The following is a 13,708-nucleotide window of genomic DNA, read 5'->3' on the forward strand; positions in this document are numbered from 1 at the left end:
GCTGACTGAACGGACGCTATCGCGAGCAGGCTCACTCCTACAGGGGATTTGTGAGGTTTTGGGAAAGGGAATTACTCGGTACTGCCCAGCCCTTGCCAATGCTTGAGGCCGATAAAGATAAAGCGCAGTTGCTGAGTGATCTTCGCCTGTGGCGTCAGATGCTCCGGCAGGGCTTCGGCGGGCGGGTCGATGATGTCCGGCAGGGTAGCGAACACCGATTTGACGATCAGGTCGGCGATCACGCTCAGTCCGGCTGCATCCAGATGTTGCAGCTTGGGCATCAGCGTCAGATCGGCCGCAAGGTCGGCGCTGATGTTCTCGCGCAGACGGCCAATCGCCTGACGCACCGGCAGCGAGCCGCCGTACTGCTCGCGCGCCAGAAACAGGAATTGCGAACGGTTGGCGCTGACCACGTCGAGGAAGATCCGCACCGAGGCATCGATGATGCCGCCCATGACGAATTCGTTGTGGCGGACCAGGCGGATGGTTTCGCGGAAGGTCTGGCCGACTTCACTGACCAGCACCAGACCGAGTTCGTCCATGTCGGCGAAATGCCGGTAGAAACCGGTGGGCACGATGCCGGCGGTCTTGGTCACTTCGCGCAGGCTCAGGCTGCCGAATCCTCGGCCGCTTTCCATCAAATGGCGGGCAGCGTCCATCAGGGCGTTGCGGGTCTGTTGTTTCTGTTCGGCGCGGGGCAGCATCGCAAAGGCGTTTTCTTAGGCAGGACAAGCGCCGCACTCTAGCAAATCGGCTTTGCTGGCGTCGAACGGCAGGGGGAGGGAGGTGAGCGGGGAAACGGGTTTTTGCGGATTGCAGTGCTGAAAAAATCAAAAGCCCAATCCGCTGATTGGGCTTTTTTTCCAGGCCGCCATGGGCTTAGCTCAAAGCGCTGTTGCGTTCGATCACACGGTCACCACCGCCTTCGGCAACGGCCTGGCCCAGTGGGGTTTTATCGAAACCGTCTTCGGCGAGGGTCTGACCTTGTGGGGTACGGTCACCGCCACCTTCAGCGAGGGTTTGACCTTGTGGAGTGCGGTCGCCGCCATCGGATGCCAGGGTCTGACCTTGTGGCGTCTTGTCATAGCCGTCTTGCACCAGACCTTTCTCTTCCAGGCGATCACGGCCGCCTTCTGCTACAGCTTGACCTTGTGGAGTCTTGTCGTAGCCATCTTGTACCAGGCCTTTTTCTTCCAGACGATTGCGGCCGTTTTCAGCCAGGGTCTGACCTTGTGGCGTGCGTTCGCCGCCGTCAGCCGCCACAGTCTGGCTGAACACCGAGTGGCTGGCTTTCACTTGTGGGGTAGCCTGATCGGCAGCGGGCAGGGCGAAAGCAGTGCTGGCTAGCATCGACAGGGTAAGGCTGAGCAGTAATTGGCGTTTCATGATGGGTTGCTCCTTGGGAGGGCGATAAAGTGGGTACGAAGCCAATGCTACTCTCGATAAGTCGATATAAAAGTTCATAAACGCAATGGTAATAATCAACAGAATTGATTGTTCTGCCGAGGCGCTCTAGCTCGGGCGTTTGCGGACGGTGGTTTTGCACTGCAGTGGGTATTTTCGACTCACTCGCGCCTCGCAAATGTGCGGGTGGCGGTAACGCTGTTCGACCGATCGGTCAGCATTCGGGCGATTTTTTGCCACGGAATCTATATTCCGATTAAACCTGCGCACTGTTTGCCAGTCGTAGATTTCATGAGGGCCGCTTTGGCCCGCCGTTTCAGCTGTGCGTCGCGAAGTCGGCGTGCGGTCGTCATCAGGAGTTTTGTGCATGACGCGCACCGGAAAAATCTTCAGTTGGACCTTCGCCATCCTCGTACTGCTGCTGGCGGTACTGGTTCTGATCATCGTGTTCTTCGACTGGAACCGGATCAAACCGCCACTCAACGCCAAAGTCTCGGAAGAACTGCATCGACCGTTCGCCATCAATGGCAACCTCGCGGTGATCTGGCAGCGCGAGCCGGAAGAGGGCGGTTGGCGTGCCTGGGTGCCGTGGCCGCACGTGGTGGCTGAAGACCTGACGCTGGGCAACCCGGACTGGTCGAAGCAGCCGCAGATGGTCACGCTCAAACGCGTGGAACTGCGCATCTCGCCGCTGGCCCTGCTGGCGCAGCGGGTGACGATCCCGCGTATCGACCTGACCGAGCCCAACGCGCAACTGCAACGCCTGGCCGATGGCCGCGCCAACTGGACGTTCAAGTTCGACCCGAAAGACCCGAATGCCGAACCGTCAAACTGGGTGGTGGACATCGGGGCCATCGGCTTCGACAAGGGCCACGTCACGCTGGATGACCAGACGCTGAAAACCAACCTCGACGTGGTGATTGATCCGCTGGGCAAGCCGATTCCGTTCAGCGATATCGTCGGTGACAAAGCCGCGAAGACTGCCCAGGACAAGGGCGCCGCGCCGCAGGACTATGCATTTGCGCTGAAGGTCAAAGGCCAGTACCACGGCCAGAATCTCACCGGTCAGGGCAAGATCGGCGGGCTGCTGGCGTTGCAGGACGCGAACAAACCGTTTCCGCTGCAGGCCCAGGCGAAGATCGGCGCCACCAGCATCGAACTGGCCGGCACCCTCACTGACCCGCTCAACCTCGGTGCCCTCGACCTGCGCCTGAAACTGGCCGGCGCCAGCCTCGGCAACCTCTATCCGCTGACCGGCGTGACCCTGCCGGATACGCCGCCGTATTCCACCGACGGTCACTTGATCGCCAAACTGCATGACGCCGCCGGGGCGAAATTCACCTATGAGCAGTTCAACGGCAAGATCGGCAGCAGCGATATTCACGGCGATCTGACCTACGTCGCCAGCCAGCCACGGCCCAAGCTCAGCGGGGCGCTGCTGTCCAATCAACTGCTGTTCGCCGACCTCGCGCCGCTGATCGGCGCCGACTCCAATGACAAGCAAAAGGCTCGCGGCGGCGAGAGCAAGCAGCCGACCGACAAAGTGTTGCCGGTGGAAGAATTCAAGACCGACCGCTGGCGCGCGATGGATGCCGATGTCGAGTTCACCGGCAAGCGCATCGTCCACAGCGAGAAACTGCCGTTCACCGACCTCTATACCCACCTGAAACTCAACGACGGCGAACTCAGCCTCGAACCGCTGCGCTTCGGCGTGGCCGGCGGCAATCTGGACGCGCAGATCCGTCTCAACGGTCGCACCGAACCTATGGAAGGCCGGGCCAAACTGACCGCGCGCGGGTTCAAGCTCAAGCAGTTGTTCCCGACCTTCGAACCGATGAAAACCAGCTTCGGTGAGCTCAACGGTGATGCGGATATCAGCGGTCGCGGCAACTCGGTGGCCAAGCTGCTCGGCGGCGCCAATGGCCAGTTGAAGATGCTGATCAACGACGGCGCAATCAGCCGTGAGCTGATGGAACTGGCGGGACTCAACGTCGGCAACTACGTGGTCGGCAAGATTTTTGGCGACAAGGAAGTGAAGATCAACTGCGCGGCGGCGGACTTCGACATCAAGACCGGCCTGGCGACCACACGGCTGTTTGTGTTCGATACCGAGAACGCGATCATCTACATCGACGGCACCGCGAACATGGCCACCGAGCAACTGGATCTGACCGTTACGCCGGAATCCAAGGGCTGGCGCCTGATTTCGCTGCGTTCACCGTTGTACGTGCGCGGCAAGTTCATCAAGCCGGATGCAGGTGTGAAGGCTGTGCCGTTGATGCTGCGCGGGGCGGGGATGGTGGCATTGGGCGTGATCGCAGCACCGGCGGCGGGGCTGCTGGCGCTGGTGGCGCCGAGCGGTGGGGAGCCGAATCAGTGTGCGCCGCTGCTTGAGCAGATGAAGGCGGGCAAGGCGCCCGTGACCGTCAAGCCAACCAAGTAAAGCAAGAGCAAAAGATCGCAGCCTGCGGCAGCTCCTACAGGAAAATGCATTCCTCTGTAGGAGCTGCCGCAGGCTGCGATCTTTTTGCTTCTGTTGCTCGCGAAGGCGGTTTTGAAGGCTTACAGGTCTTTCAGAATGTCGGCCATGTCATCCGCATGCTCTTCTTCCTGCGCGAGGATGTCTTCGAAGATGCGCCGGGTGGTGGGGTCTTTTTCGCCGATGTACTGAATGATTTCACGGTAGCTGTCGATGGCGATCCGTTCGGCCACCAGGTCTTCGTAGACCATTTCCTTCAAGGTGTTCCCGGCCACGTACTGGGCGTGGGACATTTTCGACAGCAGGTCCGGATTGAACTCCGGTTCGCCACCCAGTTGCACGATGCGCTCGGCCAGACGGTCGGCGTGTTGCGCTTCCTGGGTTGCATGTTCGAGGAATTCTTCGGCGGCCACGTGAGCCTTCACGCCGTTGGCCATGAAGTAGTGACGTTTGTAACGCAGGACGCAGACCAGTTCGGTGGCCAGCGACTCATTGAGCAGGCGCAGCACCTCGTCACGGTCGGCGCTGTAGCTCTCGGTTACCGCGCCGTTCTCGACGTGCTGTCGTGCGCGCTCGCGCAGGGTTTGAACATCAGACAAATGCAGGTCATCGCTCATTTCGATCTCCAGGAGGCTAATCCAATGGGCGCCACGCTCTTCAGGCGTGATCGCATACCCTGGTTGTGAGTCCTGCGCGATCGAAAAAGTTTTATCAGATTTCCAGCGTCCCCCCTGTAGGCGCTGCCGAAGGCTGCGATCTTGGCGTGAGCCCCGACAACACGGCCTCCTCCTGTAACCAGGCAAAAAACGCCCGCACCGGCGGATGCCGCTCGCGCCCTGGCACACACAAAGCGCTGTACCCGGCACCATCGACCTGCACCTGCCCTTTGTACGGCACCAGCAACCCGCTGGCGACGCTTTGCGACACCAGAATATTGCTCGCCAGCACCAGACCTTGCCCGGCAATCGCCGCTTGCAGGGCGTAATGTTCCTCGTCGTATTCACGGATCGCCGGATGCTGATTCAGCCACGACTCGCCGGAGCGGGCGCACCAGGCTTCCCAGCCGTGGGCATACAGCTTCGAGTTGTGCCAGCGCACGCTGATCAGCGCCGGCGTGCGTCGGGCGGCCAGCGCCACCTGCTCCGGCGAGCCATATACGCCGAAGGACTCATCGAACAGGCACAGACCGTAGAGATTGGGGTAATCGTCGAGGCTGTAGCGCAGCACCAGATCGACGCTGGCGTCCTGATGCAGGTCGATGACTTCGCAGTGGGTATCCAGGCGCACGTTGATGTTCGGGTGTTGCGCATAAAACCTTCCGAGGCGCGGCACCAGCCACAGCGCGGCAAACGCGGCGGTGGTCGATAACGTCAGGCTGGCGCCACTGCGTTGCGGACGCAGGGTGTCGACGCTTTGCGCGACTTCCAGCAGCGCGCCGTGCAGGCTGCGAAACAGCCGCTCGCCACCTTCCGTCAGGCGCACCTGACGTGGCAAGCGTTCGAACAGTGCCACGCCGAGCCAGTCTTCCAGCGCGCGAATCTGATGAGAAATCGCCGTCGGTGTGACCGACAATTCCTCGGCGGCGGCCTTGAAGCTCAGCAGGCGCGAAGCGGATTCGAAGGCGCGCAGGCCGGTCAGCGGCAACGAGGCGAACATTGAGAACTCCATGGATGAAATGAATTCATCCCGACTGATTTTTGCTCATTTGAATGGACGCGGCCACGCGCTTCAAGCTGCAAGCCACAAGCCGTTTGATTCTAGTCCGGAGGAAATACAGATGAGCAAAATTCTTGCGATCCATGCCAGCCCACGGGGTGACCGTTCGCATTCACGGCGCCTGGCAGAAAGCTTTCTCAGCGCCTGGCAAGTGCGCCATCCCCAGGCGCAGGTCACCCGCCGCGAAGTCGGGCGCGTCTTGATCCCGCCGGTCAACGAAGCCTTTGTCGCGGCTGCGTTTCATCCTGAACCCGAGGCGCGTCCACTGTCGATGCAGGCCGATCTGGCGCTCAGCGATCAGCTGGTCGGCGAGTTGTTCGCTCACGATCTGCTGCTGATTTCCACGCCGATGTACAACTTCAGCGTGCCCAGCGGCCTCAAGGCCTGGGTCGACCAGATCGTGCGGCTGGGCCTGACCTTCGACCACACCCTGGACAACGGCGTGGCCCAATACACCCCGCTGCTGCAGGGCAAGAAAGCGCTGATCGTCACCAGTCGCGGCGGTTTCGGCTTCGGCCCCGGCGGTGAACTGGAAGCCCTGAACCACGCCGATCCATGGCTGCGTACGGCGTTGGGATTTATTGGCATCAACGACGTCACCGTGGTTGCGGCTGAGGGCGAAGAGTCGGCCGAGCGCACCTTCGCGGTGTCGGTGGCTGAGGCCGAGCAGCGTTTGCTCGACCTCGCCCGGACGTTCTAAGTGGCCTGGCTGTTCCTGCTGATCGCCGCCGGCTTCGAAGTGACTTTCGCCATGGGCATGAAGTACGCCGAAGGCTTCACCCGCCTGTGGCCGTCGCTGATCACGGTGGTGGCGGCGATTGGCGGGATCTATTTCCTGACGTTGGCGCTGCGTGAATTACCGGTGAGCATCGCTTATCCGATCTGGACCGCCATCGGCTCGCTGGGCACGGTGTTTCTCGGCTTTGCCCTGTTGGGCGAGAGCCTGACCCTGATGAAACTGCTGTCGGTGGGGCTGATTGTGGCGGGGGTGGTGGGCCTGAAGTAGGCTGATGGTGCAGTTGTCATCATCAAGGGGGAGGCTTGGCGGGCGTTTTGCACGTCTGGCATCCACTCACGACCACAAGGATGTTTGCCCATGTCACAAGGTTCGGCGACACGTTATCCACTGGTGCTGGTGCCGGGCATGCTCGGGTTTATCCGGCTGCTGCTGTATCCGTACTGGTACGGGATCATCAAGGCGTTGCGTCGTGGCGGGGCGACAGTAATTGCGGTGCAGGTGTCGCCGCTCAATTCCACCGAGGTGCGTGGCGAGCAGTTGCTGGCGCGCATCGACGAGATTCTGCGCGAGACCGGCGCTGCCAGGGTCAATCTGTTCGGCCACAGCCAGGGCTCGCTGACCGCGCGTTATGCCGCCGCGAAACGGCCGGATCTGGTCGCTTCGGTGACGTCCGTGGCCGGCCCCAATCATGGTTCGGAACTGGCCGACTATCTGCAGCAACACTATCCGGCGAACACTGCCAAGGGTCGTCTGCTCGAAGCGCTGCTGCGGGTTGTCGGCTGGCTGATGGCATTGCTGGAAACCGGTTACCACGGGCCGAAACTGCCGGTGGATATCCACGCCTCGCATCAATCGCTCACCAGCGAAGGGGTGGCGCTGTTCAATCAGCGTTATCCACAGGGCCTGCCCGAAACCTGGGGCGGGCAGGGGCCGGAAGAGGTCAATGGCGTGCGTTATTACTCGTGGTCGGGGACGTTGCAACCGGGCAAGACCGATCGCGGCGGCAACCTGTTTGACGGCACCAATCGCAGCTGTCGGCTGTTCGCGAAAACCTTCGTGCGCGAGCCGGGGCAGTGTGACGGGATGGTCGGGCGCTACAGCTCGCACCTGGGCACGGTGATTGGCGACGACTATCCGCTGGACCACTTCGACATCGTCAACCAGTCGCTGGGGCTGGTGGGCAAAGGCGCGGATCCGGTGCGGTTGTTTGTCGAGCATGCGGCGCGGCTGAAGGCTGCTGGCGTTTAACCTGCTCTTGTGGCGAGGGAGCTTGCTCCCGCTGGGCTGCGCAGCAGGCCCCGGCTTTAAAAGGGGCCGCTTCGCGCCCCAGCGGGAGCAAGCTCCCTCGCCACAGGAATTTGTCAGGCAACGCTGATCCGGCGGCCCAACACCGTGGTCCAACGCTCGGAAAGAATCACACCACCCAGCGTCAACACCCCACCCACCAGGTGATACATCGCCAACTGCTCCTTCAACACCACTGCCGCAATCAGCGCGGTGATCAGCGGCAGCAAGTTAAAGAACAACGTGGTGCGGCTCGGCCCCAGACGCTGCACCGCCTGCATCCACGCCAGCGGCGCAAGCATTGACGCCAGCAGGCACGCGTACAGCACCAGCGGAATGTTCTGCGCGGTGAAGCCGGTTTTCGGCGAGGCGGCGTACAGCGGAAACAGCACCACAATCGCCACCAGCACCTGCAGGTACAGCAACACCAGCGGCGACAAACGCAGCTGCCATTTTTTCAGCAGGGTGCTGTAGATCGCGTAGGCCAGGGTGGCGATCAGCATCATCGCGTCACCCAGGTTCACCCCGTGTTGCAGCAGCGCGCCGAGGCTGCCGGACGACACCACCACCAGCACCCCGGCGAACGACAGCACTGCGCCGAACAAGGCCCCGGCGGTCAGGCGCTGGCCGAGGCTGATGATCGCCATGGCCAGCGACATCAGTGGCATCATCGACAGAATGATGCCCATGTTGGTCGCGGTGGTCAGGGTTGCGGCGAAGTAGGCCAGGCTTTGATAGACCGCCATGCCCAGCACGCCGAGGATGAAGATCTTGCCCAGGTTGGGGCGGATCTGCGGCCAGTGCGCGATCACCGCTTTGAGCATGAAAGGCGTGAACAACAGGCCGGCCAGCAGCCAGCGGTAGAAACCGATCTCGGCGGGGAAGATCGCCCCGACCGCCAGTTTGTTGATCACGGTATTGCCGGCCCAGATGAAAATCGCCAGCAGGGGAAACGCGTATTGCATGGGGTTAAAACCAGAACGTTGATGAACGCTGATTATCCCTTGTCTGGATGCAGGCCTATACTGCGAACCGGACAACCTGCCTCTGCAACCGGACAGCATGAACAGTAAACACATCGATTTGCTGGATTTCAGCGAACTGCCGTCAGCGGTGTACTTCCGCTATGCCGACTTCAACGCCCATGAATACGCCGCGCCGCACCGTCATCCGTGGGGCACGCTGGAGTACGCGGCCCACGGTGTGCTGCACATGGACGTCGACGGCAGCCGCTTCATGTCGCCGCCGCACTACGCGGTGTGGGTGCCGCCGCAGGTCGAGCACAGTTTCTACAGCCATCAACCGGTCAACTACCGCGCGGTGTGCCTCGACCCCAAAGTCTGCGCCGATCTGCCGGCGCGCGCCTGCACCTTGGCGATCAGCGACATCCTCAAGGCGATTCTCAAGGACTTCGCCGCCCGCGACGTGAAAATACCCGAACTCGACGCTGATCAGCGTCTGGCCCAGGTGCTGGTCGATCAACTGCAACAGGCGCCGGTGCATGAGTGTTATCTGCCGTACGCAAGCAATCCCGGCTTGCTGGCGATTCTCGACGCCTTGCAGGCCGATCCAGGGAACAACCAGCCGCTGGCCCACTGGGCGGCGCAGGTACACGTCAGTGAACGCACGCTGGCCCGGCAGTTCGTGCGCGAACTGGGACTGAGTTTCGGCGAATGGCGTCAGCGCCTGCGTTATCTCGCGGCCATCGAGGCGCTGGAAGGTACCCGCAGCGTGCAGGAAATCGCCTTCGATCTCGGCTACAGCAGCGGCTCGGCGTTCATTGCCATGTTTGCCCGGCAGGCCGGGTGTACGCCGGAACAATACCGACGTAGCCACCTGGAAGGCAGGAAGGTGTAACAAGATTTGGCTACACTTCAGCGGAGGTCGCATCCATCGATGCGGCGACAAGGAGAAAACTCCATGAAGATGTTGCGTGTGCCTTTGTTGATGATCGGTCTGCTCCTGTGTTCCCAGGGTTTCGCCGCCACGGCGCAACAGAACAAAATGACCACCTGCAATGCTGACGCTACCGCCAAAAGCCTCAAGGGCGACGAGCGCAAGACTTTCATGAGCACCTGTCTCAAGGCTGCACCGGCCGCCAATGACGGAAAAGTGCTGACCCCGCAGCAGGAAAAAATGAAGACCTGCAACGCCGATGCGAAAACCAAGGCCCTGACCGGCGATGCGCGCAAGACCTTCATGAGTGATTGCCTGAAGAAAAAATAAGATCAAAAGATCGCAGCCTGCGGCAGCTCCTACATGAACCGCGATCCTGTAGGAGCTGCCGCAGGCTGCGATCTTTTCGGCGCGACCAGGATGCGGGGCATCTACTCGCTTCGGCGCCGGATCGCTGGCAGACTGCCAATCCTTTTACGCCGTTCGTTTTGAGGCTGTATGCCAACGTTTTCTGAGCGTCATGTTGTGTTCTGGGTCAGTTGCATCATCATTTGTGGCGGTCTGCTGCTGGCGTTGCCGCTGCGCTTGTTGCCCAGCCTGCTGGCCGGTCTGCTGGTGTTCGAGCTGGTCAACATGCTCACCCCGCAACTGCAACGGCTGATCGAAGGCCGGCGTGCGCGCTGGCTGGCGGTGGCGTTGCTGGGCACCCTGGTGGTCAGTGTGCTGGCGCTGATCTTTGCTGGCGCCATCAGTTTCCTGCTGCACGAAGCGGAAAACCCGGGCGCCTCGCTCGACAAATTCATGGGCGTGGTTGACCGCGCGCGCGGGCAATTGCCACCGTTTCTCGATGCTTACCTGCCGGCCAGCGCTGCGGAATTTCGCGTGGCCATCGGCGAATGGGCGAGCAAGCATCTGTCCGAGCTGCAACTGGTGGGCAAGGACGCGGCGCACATGTTCGTCACCTTGCTGATCGGCATGGTCCTCGGCGCGATCATCGCCTTGCAGCGCGTACCGGACCTGACCAAGCGCAAACCGCTGGCCGCCGCCCTGTTCGACCGTCTGCATCTGGTGGTTCAAGCTTTTCGCAACATCGTCTTCGCGCAGATCAAGATTTCCCTGCTCAACACCTTCTTTACCGCGATTTTCCTGGTGGTGGTCCTGCCGCTGTTCGGCATCAAGCTGCCGCTGACCAAGACCCTGATCGTACTGACCTTCCTGCTCGGCCTGCTGCCGGTGATCGGCAACCTGATGTCGAACACGCTGATCACCATCGTCGGCCTGTCGCTGTCGATCTGGGTGGCGGTAGCGGCGCTGGGCTATCTGATTTTTATCCACAAGCTCGAATACTTCCTCAACGCGCGCATCGTCGGCGGGCAGATCAGTGCCAAGTCGTGGGAGTTGCTGCTGGCGATGCTGGTGTTCGAGGCCGCGTTCGGCCTGCCGGGGGTGGTGGCGGGGCCGATTTATTACGCGTATCTGAAGAGTGAGTTGAAGCTGGGCGGGATGGTGTAAGGCGATCCACTGTGGCGAGGGAGCTTGCTCCCGCTGGGGCGCGAAGCGCCCCCGCTCCTTGAATCAAAAGCCTGGGCCTGCTGCGCAGTCCAGCGGGAGCAAGCTCCCTCGCCACAAGGTGTGTGATCAGACCATTACAGGTTGTGTGATCAGGCCATCGAGCCGTAACGCTTCATCGCCTCAATCGCCAGACCACTGCCAATGCTGCCAAAGATATTCCCTTCCACATGCCGCGCATTCGGCAGCATCGCCGAAACACTGCTGCGCAGCGCCGGAATGCCGCTCGAACCGCCGGTGAAGAACACCGTATCGACCTGCGCCACCGACACGTTGGCATCGTTCAACAGCTGCGTAACGCTGCCGCGCACGCGTTCAAGCAAGGCGTCGATCGACGACTCGAACAGGGCGCGGCTCAGTTCTACGCTCAGGCCCGGCTCGATGCGGTCCAGCGGTACGTGGCGGCTGTCGGCGTGGGTCAGCTGGATCTTGGTTTCTTCGACTTCCATCGCCAGCCAGTGCCCGGCGCGCTGTTCGATCAGCTTGAACAGGCGGTCGATGCCGCCGGTGTCCTCGATGTCGTAGCGCATGCTGCCCAGCGCCAGGGTGGATTTCTGCGAGTACACCGAGTTGATGGTGTGCCAGGTCGCCAGGTTCATGTGGTGACTGGTCGGCATGTAGGCGCCGCTCTTCATCCGGCTGCCGTAGCCGAACAGCGGCATCAGGCCTTGCAGGCTCAGCTGTTTGTCGAAGTCGGTCCCGCCGATGTGCACGCCGCCGGTGGCGAGGATGTCATCGTGGCGGTTGTCCATGCCGCGACGCTCGGGCGACAGGCGTACCAGCGAGAAGTCGGACGTACCACCGCCGATGTCGACGATCAGCACCAGCTCTTCTTTCTCGATGGTCGACTCGTAGTCGAATGCCGCGGCGATTGGTTCGTACTGGAACGACACGTCCTTGAAGCCGAGCTTGCGAGCCACTTCGACCAGGGTGTCTTCGGCTTCCTGGTCAGCCAGCGGGTCGTCATCGACGAAAAACACCGGACGCCCCAGCACCACTTGTTCGAACTCGCGACCGGCGGCGGTTTCGGCACGGCTCTTGAGCTGGCCGATGAACAGCCCCAATAGATCCTTGAACGGCATCGCGGTGCCGAGCACGCTGGTGTCGTGCTTGATCAGCTTGGAACCGAGCAGGCTCTTGAGCGAGCGCATCAGCCGGCCTTCGTAGCCTTCCAGGTACTCGTGCAGGGCCAGGCGACCGTACACCGGACGGCGCTCTTCGATGTTGAAGAACACCACCGACGGCAGGGTGATCTTGTCGTCTTCCAGCGCGATCATCGTTTCCATGCCGGGGCGCAGCCAGCCGACAGTGGAGTTGGAGGTGCCGAAGTCGATGCCGCAGGCACGGGCTGGAGAGGCGTTGTTCATGTCTTTCGGGTTCCGGTCAAAAAACGGCCGCGCAGTGTATGTCAGTGCGCGGCAGATTCGAAGGCCGGTCATCTGCTATTTCACGACTAAGCTTCTTGAAAGTCGCAGCTTCGCCCCAAACTTGCTGGCATGGGCCGGCAGACATACCGGCGGTCGCAAGAACCGTCGTCCACTGCCGATAAACTTCTGCTGCGCCACCCGGTCACAAAGTTGAGATCGGTCAACCCGGCACGCGCGAATGAGCGCATGCTGGCCTCGGCGCGAAATCGATAACGGATGGTGATTCCTTCGATGGACTTCAAAGACTATTACAAGATACTCGGCGTGGAGCCGACAGCGGACGACAAGGCGATCAAGGCTGCCTATCGCAAGCTGGCACGCAAATACCACCCCGATGTCAGCAAGGAAAAAGACGCCGAGGCCAAGTTCAAGGACGCCTCGGAAGCCTATGAAGCGCTGAAAAGCGCCGACAAGCGCGCCGAATATGACGAGCTGCGTCGTTATGGCCAGCACGGTCAGCCGTTCCAGGGCCCGCCGGGCTGGCAGAGCCGCGGCGGTTTTGGCGGCGGCGGTGGCGACACCGGCGACTTTTCGGACTTCTTCAGTTCGATCTTCGGCAATCGCGGCGCCGGTTTCGGTGGCGACGGTCGGCAACAACGCAGTGCAGGACGCCGAGGGCAAGACGTGGAAATGGAACTGCCGGTCTTCCTTGAGGAGACCTTGTCGGACGAATCGAAGAAGGTCAGCTTTCAGGTCCCGCAATACAACGCCAACGGTCAGCACGTCAGCAATACCAGCAAGAGCCTGAACGTGAAGATCCCGGCGGGCGTGACCGACGGCGAGCGCATCCGCCTCAAAGGCCAGGGCGCACCGGGCATCGGTGGCGGGGCCAATGGCGACCTGTACCTGACCATTCGTTTTGCGCCGCACCCGAAATTCGATGTCGAAGGCGAAAACCTGATCATCACCCTGCCCTTGGCACCTTGGGAGCTGGCGCTGGGCACCGAGGTGGCCGTGCCGACCCTGACCGGCAAGATCAACCTCAAGGTTCCGGCCGGCAGTCAGAACGGTCAGCGCATGCGTGCCAAGGGTCATGGTCTGAAAAACAAGGCCGGTGAGCGCGGTTACCTGTTCGTGCAGCTCAAGGCCGTGATGCCGAAAACCTCCGACGACGAGGTCAAGGCGCTGTGGCAGGAACTGGCGAAGAAAGCCGCGTTCAACCCACGAGAGAACTTCTGAATCCGACGACGGAGT

At 61.4% G+C, this 13,708-nt stretch carries 14 protein-coding genes; 8 read left to right on the top strand and 6 right to left on the bottom strand.

From position 1 onward, the window contains the following. Positions 1-71: 71 nt before the first annotated feature. Together ACIP8I_RS08810 and ACIP8I_RS08815 are read right to left on the bottom strand one after the other, a co-directional pair. Positions 72-704, bottom strand: coding sequence for a TetR family transcriptional regulator (locus ACIP8I_RS08810; protein WP_007966952.1), 633 nt, complete (start codon positions 702-704; stop codon positions 72-74). 175 nt (positions 705-879) lie between these two features. After that, entirely contained in the window at positions 880-1,386 is a 507-nt protein-coding gene (locus ACIP8I_RS08815; RefSeq protein ID WP_400760284.1) for a hypothetical protein, read from the bottom strand. A 385-nt stretch (positions 1,387-1,771) separates the two neighbouring features. Between ACIP8I_RS08815 and ACIP8I_RS08820 the strand changes: the two genes are divergently transcribed. Next, on the top strand, positions 1,772-3,847 hold the full coding sequence (locus ACIP8I_RS08820) for an AsmA family protein (RefSeq protein ID WP_400760286.1): 2,076 nt from the start codon (positions 1,772-1,774) through the stop codon (positions 3,845-3,847). Positions 3,848-3,966: 119 nt separating this feature from the next. On the opposite strand, the gene ACIP8I_RS08825 is transcribed toward ACIP8I_RS08820, so the two are convergent. Both ACIP8I_RS08825 and ACIP8I_RS08830 read right to left on the bottom strand, forming a co-directional pair. After that, positions 3,967-4,500: a bacterioferritin gene (locus tag ACIP8I_RS08825; RefSeq protein WP_007966958.1), complete on the bottom strand. Its 534-nt coding sequence runs from the start codon at positions 4,498-4,500 to the stop codon at positions 3,967-3,969. Between the two features lie 94 nt (positions 4,501-4,594). Further along, positions 4,595-5,551 (bottom strand): LysR substrate-binding domain-containing protein, encoded by a 957-nt coding sequence (locus ACIP8I_RS08830; RefSeq protein WP_400760288.1) that lies wholly within the window; start codon positions 5,549-5,551, stop codon positions 4,595-4,597. 109 nt (positions 5,552-5,660) lie between these two features. Here ACIP8I_RS08830 and ACIP8I_RS08835 point away from each other — a divergent pair, with 109 nt between their 5' ends. The 3 genes from ACIP8I_RS08835 to ACIP8I_RS08845 all read left to right on the top strand — a co-directional run bounded on the left by ACIP8I_RS08835 (position 5,661) and on the right by ACIP8I_RS08845 (position 7,586). Continuing rightward, on the top strand, positions 5,661-6,299 hold the full coding sequence (locus ACIP8I_RS08835; protein ID WP_400760291.1) for an FMN-dependent NADH-azoreductase: 639 nt from the start codon (positions 5,661-5,663) through the stop codon (positions 6,297-6,299). Further along, positions 6,300-6,605 carry a DMT family transporter gene (locus tag ACIP8I_RS08840; protein WP_400760294.1) on the top strand — a complete coding sequence of 102 codons (306 nt, stop codon included), beginning with the start codon at positions 6,300-6,302 and terminating at the stop codon, positions 6,603-6,605. Positions 6,606-6,695: 90 nt separating this feature from the next. After that, entirely contained in the window at positions 6,696-7,586 is an 891-nt protein-coding gene (locus ACIP8I_RS08845; RefSeq protein WP_400760297.1) for an esterase/lipase family protein, read from the top strand. 113 nt (positions 7,587-7,699) lie between these two features. Here the strand turns inward: ACIP8I_RS08845 and ACIP8I_RS08850 are convergent, their stop codons facing one another. Beyond that, positions 7,700-8,587, bottom strand: coding sequence for a DMT family transporter (locus ACIP8I_RS08850; RefSeq protein ID WP_400760299.1), 888 nt, complete (start codon positions 8,585-8,587; stop codon positions 7,700-7,702). 97 nt (positions 8,588-8,684) lie between these two features. Here ACIP8I_RS08850 and ACIP8I_RS08855 point away from each other — a divergent pair, with 97 nt between their 5' ends. The 3 genes from ACIP8I_RS08855 to ACIP8I_RS08865 all read left to right on the top strand — a co-directional run bounded on the left by ACIP8I_RS08855 (position 8,685) and on the right by ACIP8I_RS08865 (position 11,030). After that, on the top strand, positions 8,685-9,479 hold the full coding sequence (locus tag ACIP8I_RS08855; protein ID WP_400760302.1) for an AraC family transcriptional regulator: 795 nt from the start codon (positions 8,685-8,687) through the stop codon (positions 9,477-9,479). A 63-nt stretch (positions 9,480-9,542) separates the two neighbouring features. Then, positions 9,543-9,848 (top strand): PsiF family protein, encoded by a 306-nt coding sequence (locus ACIP8I_RS08860; RefSeq protein WP_007966973.1) that lies wholly within the window; start codon positions 9,543-9,545, stop codon positions 9,846-9,848. A 168-nt stretch (positions 9,849-10,016) separates the two neighbouring features. Then, a complete protein-coding gene (locus tag ACIP8I_RS08865) occupies positions 10,017-11,030 on the top strand; it encodes an AI-2E family transporter (RefSeq protein WP_027613551.1) in 1,014 nt (337 codons plus the stop codon). Between the two features lie 149 nt (positions 11,031-11,179). On the opposite strand, the gene ACIP8I_RS08870 is transcribed toward ACIP8I_RS08865, so the two are convergent. Next, on the bottom strand, positions 11,180-12,454 hold the full coding sequence (locus ACIP8I_RS08870; RefSeq protein ID WP_400760304.1) for an Hsp70 family protein: 1,275 nt from the start codon (positions 12,452-12,454) through the stop codon (positions 11,180-11,182). A 291-nt stretch (positions 12,455-12,745) separates the two neighbouring features. On the opposite strand from ACIP8I_RS08870, the gene ACIP8I_RS08875 reads away from it, so the two are divergent. Then, complete coding sequence (locus ACIP8I_RS08875; RefSeq protein WP_285375189.1) at positions 12,746-13,693, top strand: DnaJ C-terminal domain-containing protein; 948 nt, start codon at positions 12,746-12,748, stop codon at positions 13,691-13,693. Positions 13,694-13,708: the final 15 nt, after the last annotated feature.

Source organism: Pseudomonas sp. NPDC088414, from assembly GCF_044753325.1.
Classification (GTDB): Bacteria; Pseudomonadota; Gammaproteobacteria; order Pseudomonadales; family Pseudomonadaceae; genus Aquipseudomonas.